The sequence below is a fragment of the Mesorhizobium sp. M0894 genome, from assembly GCF_040319725.1.
Taxonomy (GTDB): domain Bacteria; phylum Pseudomonadota; class Alphaproteobacteria; order Rhizobiales; family Rhizobiaceae; genus Mesorhizobium.
The window spans coordinates 68,912-87,625 of sequence record NZ_JAMYOG010000011.1 but is presented as its reverse complement, the minus strand read 5'-3'; the positions used below and the strand labels follow the sequence as shown (position 1 = coordinate 87,625).

Sequence of the window (18,714 nt, the reverse complement as noted above, 5' to 3'; positions counted from 1 at the left end):
GCGATCAGGTTCCGCCGGTGTTTTGCGGCCGGCCTGCGCTCTATGCTGGAGTCAGCAGTGACTTACAACAGGCTTCCCGCGCCGGAATTAGCGCCTATCTTGGGGCCATGCGCGCCAGCGACCTGCTTCATCCCCGGCCCGAAGGGCTGTATTGCCCGCCCGGCGATTTCTTCATCGACCCGGTGCGGCCGGTCAACCGGGCGCTGATCACACATGGCCATTCCGACCATGCCCGCTCCGGCCACCGCTCGGTGATGGCGACGCAGCAGACGCTCGACATCATGGGGCTGCGCTACGGCGAAGATTTTGCCGGAACGACGCAAGCCGCCGTGCTCGGCGAGACGATCACGCTCGACGGCGTCACCGTCAGCTTTCACCCGGCTGGCCATGTGCTGGGCTCGGCGCAGATCAAGGTCGCGCATCAGGGCACATGCATCGTCGCGTCCGGCGACTATAAGCGCCAGAAGGACGCGACCTGCGAGCCGTTCGAGCCACTCAAATGCGACGTCTTCATCACCGAGGCGACGTTCGGCCTGCCGGTGTTCCGCCATCCGCCCGATAGCGAAGAGATCGCCCGGTTGCTGAAATCGACCGAGCAGTTTCCCCAACGCACGCATCTGGTCGGCGCCTATGCGCTTGGCAAGGCGCAGCGCGTCATGCGCCTGCTGCGCGATGCCGGCTACGAAAAGCCGATCTACATCCATGGCGCGCTGGCCAAGCTCAGCGAGTATTTCCAGAGCCAGGACATCGATCTCGGCACACTGGAACCGGCGACCGTCGAGAGCGGCGCGAAAAGCGACTTTGCCGGCGCCATCGTCGTCGGCCCGCCATCCGCGTTCGCCGATCGCTGGGCGCGGCGTTTTCCCGATCCGATGTCGTGCTTCGCCTCAGGCTGGATGCGCATCCGCCAGCGCGCCAAACAGGGCGGCGTCGAGCTGCCGCTGATCATCTCCGATCACTCCGACTGGGACGAGCTGACAGCGACGATCAAGGAGACCGGCGCCGAGGAAATCTGGGTGACGCATGGCCGCGAGGAGGCGCTGGTGCGCTGGTGCGAACTCGAAGGCATCGCCGCCAGGCCGCTGCATCTGGTTGGCTATGAGGACGAGGGCGATTGATGGTGGAAATCGCCGGTATGGCGTTCTGTCGCGCCCCCCTCTGGCCTGCCGGCCATCTCCCCCACGAGGGGGGAGATCGGCAGCTTTGGCGCCGCGCTCGTTCCCTCAACGCTGGGGATTGGCGAAACCAGTGGCGACATCCAATCTCCCCCCTCGTGGGGGAGATGTCCGGCAGGACAGAGGGGGGCGCGAAGGATCGCAAGCTTCCCCCCTTGGCGCTCCTCCCATGAACCGCTTCGCCGAGCTTCTCGACCGGCTGGTGCTGACGCCGTCGCGCAACGGCAAGCTGACGCTTTTGACCGATTATTTCCGCAGCGTCGAGGATCCTGACCGCGGGCTGGCGCTGGCGGCCATCACCGGCGATCTGTCCATCGCCGCGGTCAAGCCGGCGATGCTGCGCACGCTGGTCGTCGAGCGCATGGATCCGGTGCTGTTCGGCTATTCCTACGACTATGTCGGCGACCTGGCCGAGACCGTGTCGCTGGTCTGGCCGCAAGCGCCGGTCGACATTGCGAACCACGAGCCGACGCTGGCCGAAGTGGTGGCGAAGCTGCAGGCGGCGAGCCGTTCGGACGGGCCTCAGGTGCTGGCCCGGCTGCTCGACAGCGCCAGCACTTCGGCGCGCTTTGCCATCATAAAGCTGGTCACCGGCGGCCTGCGCATCGGCGTCTCGGCGCGGCTGGCCAAGCAGGCGCTCGCTGATTTCGGCAGGGTCGAAATCGCCGAAATCGAGGAACTCTGGCACGGCCTGACGCCGCCCTATATCGCGCTGTTCGCCTGGCTGGAGGGTAAAGCGGAAAAACCCAGGAAGACGGCGCTGGCGCTGTTCAGGCCGGTGATGCTGTCGAATGCCGTCGGTGACGGCGACCTCGAAAAGCTCGACCCGGCCGACTACGCGGCCGAATGGAAATGGGACGGCATCCGCGTCCAGGCGGTTTGCGAAGGCGGCATTCGCCGGCTCTATTCGCGCACCGGTGACGATGTCTCCGGCGCCTTTCCCGATCTTGCTGAGGCGATGGATTTTTCCGGCGCCCTCGACGGCGAGCTTTTGGTCGGAGACCCCAGGCAGGCGACGGGCACGTTCTCGGACCTGCAGCAGCGGCTGAACCGCAAGAGCGTGTCACCCAAGATCCAGCAGCAATACCCGGCCTTCATGCGCTGCTACGATGCGCTGCAGATCGGCGACGAGGATGTGCGCGGACTTCCCTTCCGCGAACGGCGCGGCCGGCTCGAGGCCTTTGTGAGGACACTCGATCCGAGCCGCTTCGATCTGTCGCCGCTGGTCGAATTCACCAACTGGCAGGCGCTGGAGGAATTGCGCCGCAAGCCGCTGCATCCGGTCATCGAAGGCGTCATGCTGAAGCGCTGGGATTCGCCTTATGTGGCCGGGCGGCCGAAGGGTCCCTGGTTCAAATGGAAGCGCGATCCGCACACGGTCGACGCCGTACTGATGTATGCCCAGCGCGGCCACGGCAAGCGCTCGAGCTTCTATTCCGATTATACATTCGGCGTCTGGTCCGGGCCGGAAGGATCGGAAGAGCTGGTGCCGGTGGGAAAAGCCTATTTCGGCTTCACCGACGAAGAACTGAGGCAGATCGACAAATATGTCCGCGACAACACGATCGAGCGCTTTGGCCCGGTGCGCTCAGTGCGTGCCGACCGCAGACAAGGCCTCGTACTGGAGGTGGCATTCGAAGGGCTCAACCGCTCGACGCGGCACAAATCGGGCGTCGCCATGCGCTTCCCCCGCATTTCACGATTGCGCTGGGACAAGCCGGCGGCCGAAGCCGACCGCATCGAGACGCTGCAGGCGCTGCTCGACAGTTAACTTAAGGAAGGACTGAAACGCGGATCTCGTAGATGTCGACCGACTTGCCCTGCTTGTCGAAGTCGGAATTGATGGCGATGGTGCCGGCAGCGCCCGGACGCTTGTCGGGAAGGCGCACGTCGAACAGATATTGATTGCGCTCGCGACCGACCGCATAGCGCTTGCGGCCACAGTCGCCGAGTTCGCCGAAATTGCAGTCGACGGAAATCTGCGTCTCCTGCCCCTCCTCGGAGCGTGCGATGATGTCGAATGTGGCATGCTTGCCGGCGATCCTCTCCAGCACGCCTTGCCCGACGTCGAAGCTGATGGCCGAGCCGGATGCGCCCGAGCGGATGCGCAGGAAGGAACCGCTTTCGTCCTGGACAACGTCGGCCTTGGCGTCCGACGGCGCATTGACCTGCGTCGGGTCGCCCGGCGAAAACACGTTGATCCAGTCGCGCGCCTGGTCCTCCTCGCCCTGCTTTGGCGGCGAAGCGGTGTCATCCGGCGTGAAATCGTCGCCGTCGACCGTTGGCGGCACTTCCGGCGGCGCCGTGTCGAGTTCGGTTGCCGATTTGAAGACGCCGGTCTGGTTGGCGAAATAAAGGCCGATGCCGGCGGCTGCGAGCAGCGTCACACCGAGGAAGATCGCGGTCAAAGGCAGGCGCCGCCGCCTCGCCCGCCGGTCGTCGCGGTCGGGCGTCACTTCCGCATCGTCGGTTTCGACGTCGGCTTCGGTCGGAGCCGAGGCCCCCATGTCGATCACCGGCACTTCGGCAACAGGTGCATCGGGCATGATGTCGGGGACGACCGGCAGGACGCGCGACCGGGGCGCATCGGATTCGGGCGGCTGCGCCGGACCGTCAACGACGACATCGGACGACGGCACGGGCTCGGCTTCGGTTTCGGTTTCAGCTGGAGGCTCCACCGCCGGTGCTGTCTCCAAACTGTCGGTCGGCGCGGCGACATCGGGAACCGCCGGCAGGAATTCCGATTCGATTTCGGTGATCTTGGCCTGGACCGCCTTGCGGCGCTTGATGGCGACCTCCACGGTGACGTTTGGATTGGCCTGCAGGGCACGGTCGAGTGCCGCGAAAGCCGATCGATAGACCCGCTCGCGAAACGCCCGGTCGTCGGCATTGCCTTTCTCGAAGGCATTGCGGATCGCTTTTTCGATCGCGTCCAAGCAAATTCCCTCTGCAATTTCATTCACATTGTCATGATCGTTAGCCGCAGGCGACCAATCAATCAACAAGCGAGCGGCCGCATTCTGCCTTGCCGAGGGGTGCAAAGCTCATTTCGGCGGTTTTCGGTAAAGGAATCAACATTTTTCGCTGCTTTTCCGGTCACGACGCCAACGTGGCGGTCGCGCGGCCTGCTGGTGCGGCATCGCGCGACCTAGGCGGATCGGCGCGGCTGCTGCCCTTGCGCCCGGCCTCGGACCGATACGAATTGCCAAGCCTCGTCCTTGAATTCGCTGCTGCCATCTTGAATTCAACGCTACCATCTTGAATTAAACGCTGGTTGCGTCTATCACCCAGCCGATCTTGGAAGCACGGCTTCCCGGGCCGCTTTAGCTCAGTTGGTAGAGCACATCATTCGTAATGATGGGGTCAGGTGTTCGAGTCACCTAAGCGGCACCAAACGATTTACCCGCGCGCCTTCTTCAACCAGCGCTCAGCCGAGTGGAAAGGCCGACGCCGCCGAGACGAGGGCGAGCATTGCCAGCACGACCCCCGCCGCCCGGCAGATGACCCGATGATGCCGCATCGCGGCAGCGCGCACGACCGGACGCGAAAGGGCGACGGCCAGAAATCCGTACCAGCCAATGTCGATGATGGCGACGATGGCCGCGACCATCAGCATCTCGTTCGAATTCCGGATCGGCAGCATCAGCCCCATGAAGGCGACGGCAAAGAAAGTGGCGGTTTCAGGCGAGAGAATGCTGATGAGAAACCCGCCGGCAAACAATCCGGCCTGTCGTCTCTGAGGCTCGTCGCCGACGGCCGGCGGCGCCGTTCTGGCGATGCGCAGGGCCATCCAGCCAAGGACCGCCGCACCAGCGATCTTGACCGCCGGCACCGACAGCGACCCGGAAAGATGAACGGCGCCCAATGCCACCAGGACCGCCAGCACGGCGGTTCCGGCGCCGATCCCGGCCACGAGCGGAACCGTCCTGCCAAAGCCGTGCAGGGAGGCAAGGCTGCCGGTCGCGAGCCCGATCGGGCCTGGCGTGATCATGATCACCGTATATGCCGCCAGGAATTGCAGCATGGCCGTCGACGGCAGAAGCGAATTTGACATTGCAGCCTCCCGTTTGTGGCGTCGATCACAGAGCGGCGAGGAATTCCGTCGCGCCCCAGCCGCCGGACGCCGGCGGCGGTTCCCCGCACCGCCGCCGTTGCCCGCCTTCTCCCCCGGATCGTGAAGGCGTCGTGGTGTTGGGAGGTCCATCCACGCTGCGAGCAGAAGCCTACGCGGAGCGGCGGGCATGCAAATCGGTACCGCCACCCATTTTTAGGCGGTCGATTTCCCAGTTTTCGCGGAGATTTCGCTGCGGGAACTACCCAGAGCCTGTTCCATCCCGACAGAATCAGCTGGAATCATGGTCCCGTCTGGTGCGGTTCCAACGGATGGGTGCCCGTCAGGAGCCACGGCTCGCCGCGCAGCCGCAGGAGGATTTCCATACGGTTTGCGGCGTTGAGCTTGCCGAGCAGCGAGGAGACGTGATGCTCGATCGTGCGGGGCGAGCGCGACAAATGTCGCGCGACTTCCTTGTTGCTGATGCCCTGGGCGATCAGGGCGAGCACCTTCTGCTCGTGCTGTGTCAGGCCGAGCGGATGGCGACGGGCCGCCGCATAGGGTCCGCGCTGCACCTTCGGCAGCAGGCCTGACAGGCCCTGACGCTGCGCGAGCTTGCGCGCCAGCGCTGCGGCCGCGGGCGCGTCGATCTCGTCCAGCATCGCCACGGCGCGAGCGAGCGCCGTTCCGGCATCCGCCCCACGAACCTGCATGAGGGCAAGTGCTGCCTCGTAGGGCAGCGAGAAACGCGTCCACTCCGCCGCGGCGGCCTGCGGGTCGCCGACAAGCTCGGCGGACCAGGGCGACGGTATGGGCGCCGATAGCGCCGGCAGCGATCCGGGCATTCCGCATCGACGCCACCAGACCGACAATTCGCCAAGGTCCCTGGGGCGGAAATTGTCGAGGTTCATGGCCGCCAGCTCGGTAAGCTGCGCGTGGCCGGCGCCGATATCCTCGGCAAGCCAGGCCGCCTCCGTCAGCGCCAGGCGAACCGGGACGATACGCTGCGGCTCGCCGGTCGTCTGCCCCTCCGCAAAGGCCCGCTGCAAAAGGTCGACGCCGTCGGTCTCGCCCAGCCTTACGCGGACCGTGCCAAGCACGGTGAGCGCCGGCAAGTGCATCACCATCGGCAGGCGCTCCACATTCATGACGCCCTGAGCGATGGTTGCGGCCTCGCGAAACCGGCCCTGTTCCATGCAAAGCTGCGCCTGCCGGCCGAGCAGGTATTGCGCCGCCGAATCGAGGTCGTGCCTGGTGCAGAATGCGATGCCTTCGGCCAGCAGCCGCTCCGCCAGCTCGAAGTCCTTGGCCACCACCGCGCATTCCGCAAAGTTCGTATAGGCCCGCGCCGCATGGTCGTGGAGCCCGTGCTCGAGCGCCAGGGCAAGGCTTTCCTCCAGCCGCTCACGGCCGCCGGGACGGTCGGCGAACATGAGCGCGGTGCCGACATTGTTGAGGGCGTGAACGCGCGTCTCGACCTCACCCAGCCGATCGGCCAGGCTGATCGCGCGCTCGCCCCATTCGATCGCCTCGTCGAAACGATAGTGCAGCATGTGGAGCTGCGAGCGTGTGCTGTAGGCCATTGCCACTTCGGGACCCGGCGGCAGCCTTTCCACTTCATGCACGGCCTGGTCCGCATACTCTTCCGCCTGCGGGCCTTCGCCGCGCCGCCAGTGCAGCCGCGACAGCCAGCGCAAATTGAGCCCTATCTTGTCGACCCGGTCCAGCTGCCGCCAGATGGCGATGGCGCGATGCCGGGCCTCGATGATGGCATCATAGACAAGCAGTGCCAGGCCGGCCTCGTAGGCCCAGTCCTCGTGCAACTGCGCGGCCAGTTCCGGCGGGGCTTGGTCGACATATCTGAGTGCGGTCGCCAGATGCGAGGCCGCCTCCCGGTGCGCGCCCAGGCGGGCGGCCTGCCGGGCGGCGAGCGGCGCGAGTTCGAGCACGCGTTCGCCATTGTCGGCGCCGCCGGCGTGATGGACGCGGCGCGAAAGCAGAGCGCTTGCCTGCGACGCCGGAACTTCCGAGAGTGCCGCTTCGACCTTGGAATGAAGCAAACGTTGCAGAGAGGGGGAGAGCCGGTCGAGCGTCGCTTCCCTGGCAAGCTCGTGGCGAAATGTCAGCGCGCCCTGATCGTGCCGCCGCAGCAATCCACGGTCGACGCATCGATCCACGAGCGCTTCGGTCTCGTCCCCGAGAAGGGCCCGGATCAGCCACGGCTCAACGCTGCCCGGCATGATGCTCATGACCTCCAGCACGTCGCGCTCTCCAGGCGTCAGGCGCGACAGGCGGGACCACACCGCGTCGCGTATGGAATCGGGCACGCGCGCCGATTCGGTCTCGCTGCTGGACAGGAGCTCGGTAACGAAGAAGGGATTGCCCTCAGTAATGCGGTAAAGCCCGTCGGCGGAACGGCCGGCCTGTTCGGCCAGCATCGTAACCGCCTGGGGAGACAGCGGTTTAAGCGTCACGCGGCGTACGGAGGCGGCGGGAAGATCGCCGAGCACGTGGGTCAGCGGGTGATCGGCGTTCAAGTCCTCTCTGCGCATGCTGAGCACCAGCATGGTGCGGAGCAGGGAGACGCGGCGACCGAGATATCTTACGAGGTCGAGCGTCGCATTATCCGCCCAATGCATGTCCTCGAAGATGAGCACGGTCGTGCCCTTGGCGCGCTGCAGCGCGTTCAGCAATGCCGGGAAAAGCCGCTCCGGGGCTGCGGTCTCCTCAAGCAGCGCTGCCATGCGCGGGTCGAGCAAGTGCGCCATGTCCTGGAGAGGGCCCAATGGACGCGGCGTGAAGAGCGCCTCGCACCAGCCCCACAGCACCCGGCAGTCCCGGTCGGCGTTTTCCGCGAATTCGCGCAGCAGAGAGGTCTTGCCTAGGCCCGCCTCGCCATGCACCAGCACGGTCCCGCCATGTCCGGCAGCAGCTCTCTCGGCCGCGGCCAACAGAGCTCCAAGTGGGTCCTCTCGCTCAAGCAGCATCAAACCCGCGCCTCCAGAACATTGAAGGTACAACAGTAGGCAATGAGTGCAACACGCTCATTTCACATGACCTCACATGACCGCGGCGATTTGGCAAATCACCCCTGGGAAGCGGGCGTTATTTTGTCCCGGAGCCGATATGTTTGCTGCTGCCATAGGCATGAAGACTACAAAACAGGCAGACAACCAAGGCGGCGACAAGACCTAGCGAAGCGGGCTGGATAGCCTCACTTCCGTGATGATAGCGTGAAAGCAACGCGTTCCATCGATCCAGCCCAAAGCCTATCTCATCGTCGGCCGTTCCGGCCTGACGTTCAACAGGGGGTGAAAATCATGGAAGAGGAAGACGATGTCCTAAGCGACCTGAGCTATGTCGCCGAAAATTTCGATGATGTGGCAAAGGAAACGATCGTCCTGGTGCTGGAGGCTGCAATCGCCGAGATCATTGGCCTCAGAATTGCCCTGCAGACTGCCGCGTCGAAGGCGACATGGGCAACAGACTGAGTTGCAGCCGGGGTTGAACGAGCGCCTCAGCTCGGCGAGGTGTCGCCCAGCGACGCCACGGTTTTCAGCGCGCCGTCGAGCATATCGCCCTTCTCGTCCTTCAGTGCCGCTTCGCGCAGGCGTCTGATCCAGTCGGCGGCGTCCGGGCGACCCTTGACCACGTCGAGCGCCGACAGCACGCGGTCGAACTTCGACTGCGCGCGGGCATGGGTATCGCTGTAGCCTTTGATCAGCCGGCGGCAGTTGAGGATCTCCGTGCCAAGCGCGTAGTCCTGGCCGACTTGGCCGAGCGCCAGCGCATACCAGCGCTCGTGATGCGCGGTCTCGATCTTGTGGCGCAGCAGGCGGCGGCGCCAGCGGCGCAGGCCGCCGATGAACCACAATGCGGCAAAGCCGGCAAAACTGTCGGTGCGGATGTGGCGGCCGCGATTGATGCGGCGGTCGAGGAAGGCGGCGAGCTTCGGCCGGCTTTCGATGTAGCTGCCGAGCCCGGCCGGCAGCGTGCCGCAGAATTCCTCAATGCGCGGATGGAAATATTCGGTCACCTGCAGGACCGAGCCGTCCTTGACGCCGACCTCGCGGCGTACGCGTCGGTCGCGGCTCGAGCGCGTCTTCAGGTCGGCGACGCGGATCATGTCGTCGTAGCACATCGCATTGGCCAGATGCTTTGCCGCGGCGATCGACAGCGCGTAGTCATGTTCGGCATTGTCCAGGACGACGGCCCGGTCTAGCCGGTCGAGATACTCGCCGCCATACGCGATGTCCTGATAGTCGACCACTTTTTTCAGGCCGCGAAGCGCCATGTCGCGCGCTGGTACAGGCAGCGTGGCGACGCGCGCCGCCAATTGTTGCCAGCCCTTCAACAGCCTTTCCGGGCCGCTGACTTCTGTCGCCGCGCCCGAGCCGGTTTCAGCGGCCGCCGGCTGTTCAGTCTTGTCGCCCGAATGCGCACTCGCGATGCCGCGCGCCCGATCGTAGGAGGCGCCGAAGGCGGCGAGGCTGGCCTTCACACCGCGGCCGCCGGCACTGACCGCCTGCTCGTAGCTCTCGCGTGTGAACGGCAAGGCATCGGAGCCGGCCAGCGCGCCGAGCAGGCTGGCCGAGATCATCGAGCCGTTGTCGGCGGCGATCTTCTCCATGTCGAAGGCGATGAAGCGCTTGGCCGCGGCTTCCGCCGTGGCATGCACCTTGGCGGACGAGGCGCGGCCGTCGCCAGGCTCGATCTTTTCCGAGACAGCTGCGATGCGGTGCGACGAGGCGATCAGTGTCGTGCGCTCCGGCGTGACGAAGCCGCGGATGATGGCGCGGCCGGCCTCCATCAGTTCGGCGGCGATCAATATATCGACGTCGCCCTGCGACGGCGACAGCGCGAAGACCGGCAGCCGGCCGCTGTCGCGGCATATCTCGACGTAATAGATGGTGGCGCCGGTGCGCTGGGCGACGCCGGCGACCGAGGTCGATTGCGCGACATAGCCGTTGCGCTCGGCAACGTCGGTGATCCAGTCGGCCAGCACGCCGCCGCCCTGGCCGCCGACCGCCAGCACGGCAAGCTTGATGACGCGCTCGTCGTCCGGCGCGCCGGCCTTGGAACGGGCTGATGGGACAGCGTCAAGCATCAGCGAATGTCAGGCGCCGGCTTTCACGGCGCCGCTGCAAGAGGCCGATCATGGCGCGGCGCGCCGCTTCCAGGAAACGGTCCCGGCGGCTCGGATTGTGCACCACGTCGGCGCGGTAAAAGGACGGGCAGAGCACCGCCGCGTCGGCAACCTCGCCGCAATTGCCACAGCCGACGCAGCTCTCGTCGATATGCGCCACCGGATCGTCGCGCAGCGGGTCGTCCAGCGACTTCACCGATAGCGACGGGCAGCCGGAAAGCCGCATACAGGCGTGATCGCCAGTGCAGATATCCTCGTCGACGCCGAATTTCGGCTTGACCGTCCGCTTACCGCCCTTGATCGCCTTGTCGACCAGAGGCTTTTCGCGGCGCTGCCGGTTGAGCATGCATTCGGACGAGGCGACGATGACTTTTGGGCCCTTTTCGTCCGTCGTCAGCGCTTCGCGCAGCGCGTCTTGCATCTTGGTTACGTCGTAGGTGCGGTCGATGTGGCGCAGCCATTTGACGCCCATCCCCTTCACCGCCTCGGTGATCGGATGCTTGGTCGACTTCGTCTTGTTGCCGGCGCGGGACGACAGGATGTCCTGCCCTCCGGTCGCGGCCGAATAGAAATTGTCGACGATGACGATGACGCCGTCGTTCTTGTTGAACACCGCATTGCCGATCGATGAGGTCAGGCCGTTGTGCCAGAAGCCGCCATCGCCGACGAAGGAGATCGAGCGGCGCCTGGCATCGGGCGAATTGAAGGCCGAGGCGGAAGCCGGCCCCAATCCGTAGCCCATGGTGGTGGCGCCCAGCTCGAAGGGCGGCATGATCGAGAACAGGTGGCAGCCAATGTCGGAGGCGATGTGGTGCTTGCCCAACTCCTGTTCGACCAGCTTGGTCGCTGCGAAGATCGGCCGCTCCGGGCAGCCGACGCAGAAGCCGGGCGGGCGGCCCGGGACGACGTTGATCAGGTCGGCGGTGTCGAGCCCGTCGCCGATCTTGTTCGGCGCGCGGACCTCGCTTGGCAGCAGATGCGGGATGGTGGCGCGCAGGAATGATCCGATGCCGTCGAGCATCACCTGGCCGGTGTATTCGCCGGCCATCGGCAGATGTTCCTTGCCGACGAGCTTGGTGCCGCGCCCGGCCTTGTGCAGCATCGCGGCAAAGGCCTGTTCGATGTAGTTGGGCTGGCCTTCCTCGACGACGAGCACGGCGTCCTTGCCTTCGCAGAAGGACAGGAACTCGTCATCGACCAGCGGGTAGACGGCGTTCAGCACATAGAGCGGCACGTCGGTGTCGCCATAGGTGTCGGCGAGGCCGAGCCGCTGCAGCGCCCGGATGACGGAATTGTACATGCCGCCCTGCATGACGATGCCGACCGCGCCGTGCTCCGGGCCGAAGAACTCGTTGATCTTGTTGGTGCGGATGAAATCCACCGCCGCCGGCCAGCGTTTCTGCACCTTTTCCTTCTCGTGCAGGAAGGACGCGGGCGGCAGCACGATGCGGCCGGTGTCGCGGCGCGGCGCCTCGAGCGCATCGGCGACCGTCATCGCCGGGCGCTTGTTATCCTTGGCGATGAAATGGCCGTGCACATGGCAGCAGCGGATGCGCACCTGCAGCATGACCGGCGTGTTGGAAACCTCGGACAGCTCGAAGCCGTCCTCTACCGCCTTGACGATCGACGGCAGGTTCGGTCGCGGGTCGAGCAGCCAGACCTGGCTTTTCATGGCGAAGGCGTGGCTGCGCTCCTGCATGATCGACGATCCTTCGCCGTAATCCTCGCCGACGATGATCAGTGCGCCGCCGGTGACGCCGCCGGACGCCAGGTTGGCCAGCGCGTCGGACGCGACATTGGTGCCGACCGTCGACTTGAAGGTCGCCGCGCCGCGGATCGGATAGTGCACCGATGCCGCCAGCATGGCGGTCGCGGTGGCTTCCGAGGCGCTTGCCTCGAAATGCACGCCAAGCTCGCCCAGGATATCCTGCGCGTCGGCCAGCACGTCCATCAAATGGCTGATCGGCGCGCCCTGATAGCCGCCGACATAACCGACGCCGCATTGCAGCAGCGCCTTGGTGATCGCCAGAATGCCCTCGCCGGAAAACTCCTCGCCGGCGCCGAGTCTGAGCTTTTCGACTTCCTTGGCAAAAGACCGTTCGGCCATTTTGGGCTCCTTCCGTTGCCGCCAGGAATCTGGCGGCGCGTAAGATCAGATGTCGTGCTTGCGAATGTTCTTCAGCATCTTCTGCAGTGTCGCGATCAGCGCCGCGTATTCGGCATCGTCGATGTCATCGAACATGACCTCGAACGCGTCATGCATGGCCGGCCAGGCGCGCGCGAATTCGGCGCGGCCATCGTCGGTCAGGAACACATGGCGGATACGGCTGTCGGTGACCCCCTGCTCGCGCCGGACAAACCCTTGCCCCTCCAGCGTGTCGAGCGTCCGGCTCAAGGTCGACTGCTCGATGACAGTATAGACCGACAGATCGTTGACGGTGACGCCATCGGTGACCGACAGGACGGCCAGCGTCCTCACCTGCGGAATGGTCAGGCCCTGCTTGCGGAAATTATCTCGCAAGGTGGCATTGTAGCGGCCCATGATGCGGTTCATCAGATAGGGCGCGAATTGCTGCAGGCCGATTTGGCCCAGTGTCGAGATGCGCTGGCGCACAACCTTCTGTTCCATCACAGCCTCCCCGCCAGGAGAAAACCGGAGCCGCCGCCCAAGCCAGCACCCGGATGGGTCGAGGCGCCGATATGGTAGAGGCCCTTGACGCCGGTATCGTGATTGCGGCTCGTCTTGAACGGCCGCCACAAGAACGACTGGTCGATAGCCGAGGAGCCGCCATAGGGATCGCCGCCGACCAAGTTGATGTTCATCGCTCCCAAATCGGCCGGCGAATAGGCGCGGCGTGCGATGACGCTGTCCTTGAACCCGTCGATATGACTGGCGAGGATCGCTTCGGCGCGGTCGGCATAGGCTTCGCGCAGCGCCTCGGTCCAGCGGCCATCTGCCGGTGTCTGCAGTTTGCCGGCGGCATCGCCCTTGATATGCCGTGGCGCCTCGGGCAATTGCAGCCACAGGATCGCCTTGCCGTCCGGACAGCGCGACGGGTCGAGCGCATGCGGCTGGCCGACGCAGATGGTCGGCACCTCCGGTAGCATGCCGCGCACAGCCTCGTTGCAGGCTTTCGACACGCCGTCGAGCCCCGGCGTCAGATGCAGCAGCGCGACCTTGTCCAGGCCCTCGCCGCGCCATGCCGGCGGCTTGTCCAAGGCATAGTGGATCTGGAAATTGCCCTTGCCGTAGCGGTATTTTTGCGCTGCTTCGGCGTCGTCCTTTGCAGCATCCCTGCCGAGCAGCCGGTCGTAAAGCTGCGTCGGCGTGACCGAGCAGATCACGCTCTTCTCGGCGGTCACGATCTCGCCGGAAGCCAGCCGCACGCCGGTGGCGCGGCCTCCGCTCTGGACGATGGCCGCGACGTCGGCGCCGGTGCGGATTTCGCCGCCACGTTCCCTGATCAGGGCTTCGAAGGCGGACAGCAGGTTCCTGGCACCGCCCTTGACGATCGGCGCGCCGGCCGCCTCAAGCGCGAAGGCGATGACCCTGGCGATCTGGCCGGAGAACGCATCTTCGGGCCCGAGGCCGGCATGCAGCACCCAGGGCGCCCACAGCGCGCGCATGGTTTCCGACTGGTAGGTGCTTTCCAGCCAACCGCGCGCCGGCACCAGCGCGTCGCCGACAAAGGCGGCAAGGCCGCGCGGGCCGCGCCGCCAGGCTTCGCCCGCCAGCAGCCTGGCCGTCGGGTAGGACCACAGGCTGCCGCCGAGCAGCCCGAACAGCAGACCGGCGTTGCGCTCGATCTCGCCGACATCGCTGCCGTGCCGGTCGCCGTCGCCCGCGGCGATTGCATTGATCGCCGCTACATTGGCGGTACGATCGGTGCGCAGGACGGCATGGCTGCCATCCGGCCGCAGCACGCCGCTTGGCGTGGAGGTGTTGCAGAACTCCAGCCCGTGCCGCGCCAGATCCTTGCCCAGCGCCGCATAGGCCGGCGAGGTGATGAACAGAACGAAGGTCGTCGCCATCACGTCGTGGATGAAGCCGGGCGCGGTGATTTCTTCTGTGCGCATACAGCCGCCGATGCGGTCGTTGCGCTCGAGCACCAACACCTTCGCCCTCTTGCCGCCGAGCATCGCCGCGCAAACCAGCGCGTTGATGCCGCTGCCGACGATGATGTGATCGATCTCGGTCATCGTCGGAGCCTATCGCCTAGGCGCGCGGAACCAGCGCGAGCGCGCGGATCGGACTGCCGGTGCCGTGCTCGATTTTGAGCGGTGCGGCGATCAGGATCGCGCCTTTCGGGGGCAACCGGTCGAGGTTGCAGAGGCTGGCGAGGCCGTAGCGGTTGGCCTTGTGCATCAGGCTGTGTGCCGGGAACGGCGGCTCCATTCCCCCTGCTTTGCCAGCATCGGTGCCGATCGTCTCGCTGCCCCAGCCCTTGATGTCCTTGCCGATCAGATACTGGATGGCTTCCGCGGTCGGGCCTGGCGTGTGCGGTCCGGTCTCATTGGCGTTGAGGAATTCGGCTTCCGAGCCGTTGCGCTTGTACCAGTCGGTGCGCATCACCACCCATTCGCCGGGGTTGATAGCCCCGTGCTCGGCTTCCCACGCCTTGATATGGTCGACGGTGAGCAGGAAATCGTGATCGGCGGCCGCTTGCTTCGAACAGTCGATGACATTGACGGGTCCGACAAAATTCTGCGCCGGAATGGTGTCGGTGGCGCCGTCCGGATAATCCTTGCCGGTGATCCAGTGATTGGGCGCATCGAAATGCGTGCCCGAATGCTCGCCGAGCTTCAGCCAGTTCCACGCCCACCAAGGTCCGTTCTTGTCATAGGCGGAGATGGCATGGATCTCGATCTTCGGCGTGTCGACCGCCAGTTCCGGCGGCAGCTTGATCAGCGGCGTGTTCGGCCCGAGCGGCGCCGTCAGGTCGACCACCTGGATGGCGCCTGAAAGAAGCTGGCCGGCGACTTCGCCGAGGAGTTGTTGCGTGTCCATGGTCTCTGTTCCCTCTTCTTGGATGGCTCTGAAGGCTCGTTGCGGCCCTTAATATCCTACTAGACGAAAACATATGCATCTGCAATTATCTTTAAGCATAAAGGAAATGGGTTGGGTGGGATGTGAGCGAGTTCGACGCCATATTTGTCGGGGCAGGCCACAACAGTCTGGCATGCACCGCGCATCTGGCGCTCAAAGGCTGGAAAACAGCGGTTTTCGAACGCAACGCAACGATCGGCGGCGCCGTCCAGACGCGCGAATTCACGCTGCCGGGTTTCCGGCACGATTTCGGCGCGATGAATCTGAGCCTTTTTGCCGGCTCGGCCTTTCACAAGAAATATGCAAATGAATTGAAAACCCACGGGTTGGAATTCGTGCCGGTGGCCGACTGTTTTGCCAGTGCGTTCCCCGACGGCCGCTGGTTCGGTGTCAGCAGCGATCTGGAAACGACCGCTGCACGAATGGCCGCCTTCTCCGCAATCGACGTCGCCACATGGCGCCGCTTGGTTGCGGCATTCCCGGCCGAGGCCGAGCATCTGTTCCGGCTGCTGGGCTCGCCGATGAGCGCTCGAGCGCTCGCCGGCACTGCCTGGAACCTGTGGCGCAAGAAGGGTTTTGCCGGCGCGCTCGATACCGGGCGGCTGCTGCTTTCCTCACCCCGCGCGTGGCTCGAGGAGATTTTCCAGTCGCCGCACGTCAGGGCGACGCTCGCCACCTGGGGCATGCATCTCGACTTCGCCCCCGACATCGCCGGCGGCGCGGTGTTTCCTTACCTCGAATCCATGGCCAACCAGTGCTTCGGCATGGTGCTCGGCAAGGGCGGCGCCGACACCATCATCCACGCTTTGTCGGGGATGCTCACGGCTGCCGGCGGCAAGATCGTCACTGGGGCTGACGTCGCCGAAATCACGGTGTCCGCCGGCAAGGCGACCGGCGTGCGGCTCGCTTCCGGCGAGATCCACACCGCCACCAAGGCTGTTATCGCCGGTGTCGCGCCCAAGGCGCTGATCGGGAAGCTGTTGCCTGACGGTTCGGGCGACGCCGGTTTCGACACGGCCATGAAAAACTTTCGCCACGCGCCGGGGACGATGATGATCCATCTGGCGCTCGACGATCTGCCGGATTGGCGCGCCGGCGCCGAGCTTCGGCAGTTCGCCTATGTGCATCTGTCGCCGTCGCTCGATGCCATGTCGCGGACCTATCAGCAGGCGATGTCAGGCATGCTGCCGGACGAACCGGTGCTGGTCGTCGGTCAGCCGACGGCGGTCGACACATCGCGCGCGCCCGACGGCAAGCATGTGCTGTGGGTGCAGGTGCGCATGCTGCCGGCCGAGATTGTGAGCGATGCGGCGGGCACGATCGCGGCGGCTCACTGGGACGAGGCTAGGGAGCACTACGCCGAGCGCGTCCTCGACATTATCGAGCGCTATGCGCCCGGCCTTCGCCGGAAGATCCTCGGCCGCGCCGTGTTCTCGCCCATCGACCTCGAACGCGAGAACCCCAACCTTGTCGGCGGCGACCAGATCTGCGGCAGCCATCATCTGGCGCAGAATTTCCTGTTCCGGCCGGCGCGCGGCTACGCCGGCTGGAACACGCCGGTCGGCAATCTGCATCTGACCGGGGCGGCAACATGGCCGGGCGCCGGCACTGGTGCGGGCTCGGGCTTCATGCTCGCACAACAACTTGGCGGGAGGTAAAGCCGTAATTTTCAATTAGGGTGAAGGAGGACAAGGCGCGGTTGCCCAAGGAGCCTGAACCCACCGATTGACAACGACACCGCGCATAAAAGCAACAGGGGAACGACCATGACAATCAACAGACGAGAATTGCTCGGATATGGCGCGGCCGCGCTTGGCGCTACGGCGCTCGGCCTGCCGCAAATCGCTAAGGCTGCCGGCGAACTGACCATCGCCTACAATGTCAACCTGCCGTCCTGGGACCCGACCACCGGGCCTTCGGCAGTCAACCCGACCATCCAGGGCCTTTACCAATCGGTGTTCGACCAGTTCATCCCGCAGAAGCCGGACCTTTCCTTCGCGCCCGGCCTGCTCACCGAATGGGGCTGGAACGAAGATCGCAGCAAGATCACGATGACGGTGCGCGAGGGCGTCACCTGGCATGACGGCTCGCCATTTACGGCCGAAGACGTGGTCTGGTCGCTGCAGCGGGCGGGCGACGAGAAGACCGGCAACCCGATCCAGTTCGTCTGGAAGAACGTCAACAACTTCAAGATCGACGGCAACAAGATCACCGGCGATGTCGTCCAATTCGACCCGGTGTATTTCAAATGGATGTCGTTCCTGACCGGCTACATCATGCCGAAAGCCTATTACGAGAAGGTCGGCGCCGAGGGTTTTGAGAAGGCTCCGATCGGCACCGGGCCCTATATGGTCGACAAATTCGAGCGCAACGCCTTCCTGCGGCTCAAGGCCAACCCTAACTATTGGGGTGGCAAGCCGGCCTTCAAAAACGTGACCGTCAAGTTCGTCACCGATGCGGCGAGCCGCGTCGCCGAGATCGAGTCCGGTTCCTCGCAGGTGACGCTCGAAATCCCCTATGAGGAATATGACCGCCTGATCGCCAAGGACGGGCTTGCCGGCTCGTGCAAGAACGTTTCCGACATCGGCATGATCTTTTTCAACGACATCGATGTGATGCTGGACAAGAACGTGCGCCAGGCGGCGGTGATGGCGGTCGACAAGAAGCTGCTGGTCGACCGGCTGTTGCGCGGCTACGGCCAGCCGATCGGTACGCTGGAGACGCCGGAATACACTGCCTACGATGCGTCGATCAAGGTCGAACATAACCCGGAAAAGGCCAAGGAATTGCTGGCCGCCTCCGGCTATTCGCCGGAAAAGCCGGTCAAGTTCACGATCCAGACGACCAAGGGCTTCAAGCCCAAGGATTACGAGATGATCCAGGCGATCGTCGGCATGTGGCGCAAGGTCGGCATCGAGGCGACGATCGAGGTCTACGAAATCGCCAAGCACTACGAGCTGCGCGCCGCCGACAAGCTGGCGCCGGCAGCCTTCTACAATTGGGGCAACGCCATCGGCGACCCCACCACGTCGACCGGCTTTGCCATGTATGGCCCGAGCCCGCATTCGGTGTGGGACAGCCAGGACCTGATCGACATGATCAACCCGCTATGGGGCGAGAAGGACGAGGCCAAGCGCATCGCCGGCTGGAAGGCCGTCGACAAATACATCGCCGAGCAGGCCTATGTGCTGCCGCTGATCCAGTATGCGCAGCCGATCGTGCATGCCAAGGGCGTCAATGTCGTGCAGCATGTGTCGGGCGCGCTGTTGCCGGCGCTGATGAGCCCGGCCTGAGA

General features: G+C 64.9%; 13 protein-coding genes and 1 tRNA gene. 6 read left to right on the top strand and 8 right to left on the bottom strand.

Going from position 1 to position 18,714, the window contains the following annotated elements; genetic code table 11:
• Window positions 1-107 precede the first annotated feature (107 nt).
• A complete protein-coding gene (locus NKH91_RS21280; RefSeq protein WP_352847018.1) occupies window positions 108-1,118 on the top strand; it encodes a ligase-associated DNA damage response exonuclease in 1,011 nt (336 codons plus the stop codon).
• Between the two features lie 226 nt (window positions 1,119-1,344).
• Complete coding sequence (locus tag NKH91_RS21275) at window positions 1,345-2,946, top strand: cisplatin damage response ATP-dependent DNA ligase (protein ID WP_352548794.1); 1,602 nt, start codon at window positions 1,345-1,347, stop codon at window positions 2,944-2,946.
• Window position 2,947: 1 nt separating this feature from the next.
• Here the strand turns inward: NKH91_RS21275 and NKH91_RS21270 are convergent, their stop codons facing one another.
• Complete coding sequence (locus tag NKH91_RS21270; RefSeq protein ID WP_352847021.1) at window positions 2,948-4,111, bottom strand: hypothetical protein; 1,164 nt, start codon at window positions 4,109-4,111, stop codon at window positions 2,948-2,950.
• 381 nt (window positions 4,112-4,492) lie between these two features.
• Between NKH91_RS21270 and NKH91_RS21265 the strand changes: the two genes are divergently transcribed.
• Window positions 4,493-4,568, top strand: a tRNA-Thr gene (locus tag NKH91_RS21265).
• Window positions 4,569-4,602: 34 nt separating this feature from the next.
• On the opposite strand, the gene NKH91_RS21260 is transcribed toward NKH91_RS21265, so the two are convergent.
• Complete coding sequence (locus tag NKH91_RS21260; protein WP_352483271.1) at window positions 4,603-5,229, bottom strand: LysE family translocator; 627 nt, start codon at window positions 5,227-5,229, stop codon at window positions 4,603-4,605.
• Between the two features lie 299 nt (window positions 5,230-5,528).
• Entirely contained in the window at window positions 5,529-8,213 is a 2,685-nt protein-coding gene (locus NKH91_RS21255) for an ATP-binding protein (RefSeq protein ID WP_352885019.1), read from the bottom strand.
• 333 nt (window positions 8,214-8,546) lie between these two features.
• On the opposite strand from NKH91_RS21255, the gene NKH91_RS21250 reads away from it, so the two are divergent.
• Window positions 8,547-8,717, top strand: a complete 171-nt coding sequence (locus NKH91_RS21250; RefSeq protein WP_023717857.1) for a hypothetical protein — start codon at window positions 8,547-8,549, stop codon at window positions 8,715-8,717.
• A 26-nt stretch (window positions 8,718-8,743) separates the two neighbouring features.
• Here the strand turns inward: NKH91_RS21250 and NKH91_RS21245 are convergent, their stop codons facing one another.
• From NKH91_RS21245 to NKH91_RS21225, 5 genes are read right to left on the bottom strand one after another with little or no spacing between them, the layout of a single operon-like run.
• Window positions 8,744-10,333 carry an indolepyruvate oxidoreductase subunit beta family protein gene (locus NKH91_RS21245; RefSeq protein WP_352847025.1) on the bottom strand — a complete coding sequence of 530 codons (1,590 nt, stop codon included), beginning with the start codon at window positions 10,331-10,333 and terminating at the stop codon, window positions 8,744-8,746.
• The gene (locus tag NKH91_RS21240) at window positions 10,326-12,479 is read right to left on the bottom strand and encodes a thiamine pyrophosphate-dependent enzyme (protein WP_352847027.1); all 2,154 of its coding nucleotides are present in this window, start codon (window positions 12,477-12,479) and stop codon (window positions 10,326-10,328) included. Before NKH91_RS21240 ends, NKH91_RS21245 begins: the two co-directional genes overlap by 8 nt.
• A 45-nt stretch (window positions 12,480-12,524) precedes the next feature.
• Window positions 12,525-13,001 (bottom strand): MarR family winged helix-turn-helix transcriptional regulator, encoded by a 477-nt coding sequence (locus tag NKH91_RS21235; RefSeq protein WP_352815797.1) that lies wholly within the window; start codon window positions 12,999-13,001, stop codon window positions 12,525-12,527.
• Window positions 13,001-14,572, bottom strand: a complete 1,572-nt coding sequence (locus NKH91_RS21230) for a phytoene desaturase family protein (RefSeq protein ID WP_352847030.1) — start codon at window positions 14,570-14,572, stop codon at window positions 13,001-13,003. Before NKH91_RS21230 ends, NKH91_RS21235 begins: the two co-directional genes overlap by 1 nt.
• Window positions 14,573-14,588: 16 nt before the next feature.
• Window positions 14,589-15,380 (bottom strand): cyclase family protein, encoded by a 792-nt coding sequence (locus NKH91_RS21225; RefSeq protein ID WP_352847033.1) that lies wholly within the window; start codon window positions 15,378-15,380, stop codon window positions 14,589-14,591.
• Window positions 15,381-15,502: 122 nt separating this feature from the next.
• Between NKH91_RS21225 and NKH91_RS21220 the strand changes: the two genes are divergently transcribed.
• Window positions 15,503-17,077, top strand: coding sequence for a phytoene desaturase family protein (locus NKH91_RS21220; protein WP_352885022.1), 1,575 nt, complete (start codon window positions 15,503-15,505; stop codon window positions 17,075-17,077).
• A 108-nt stretch (window positions 17,078-17,185) separates the two neighbouring features.
• Window positions 17,186-18,712, top strand: a complete 1,527-nt coding sequence (locus NKH91_RS21215; RefSeq protein WP_352847036.1) for an ABC transporter substrate-binding protein — start codon at window positions 17,186-17,188, stop codon at window positions 18,710-18,712.
• The last annotated feature ends 2 nt before the right edge of the window (window positions 18,713-18,714 follow it).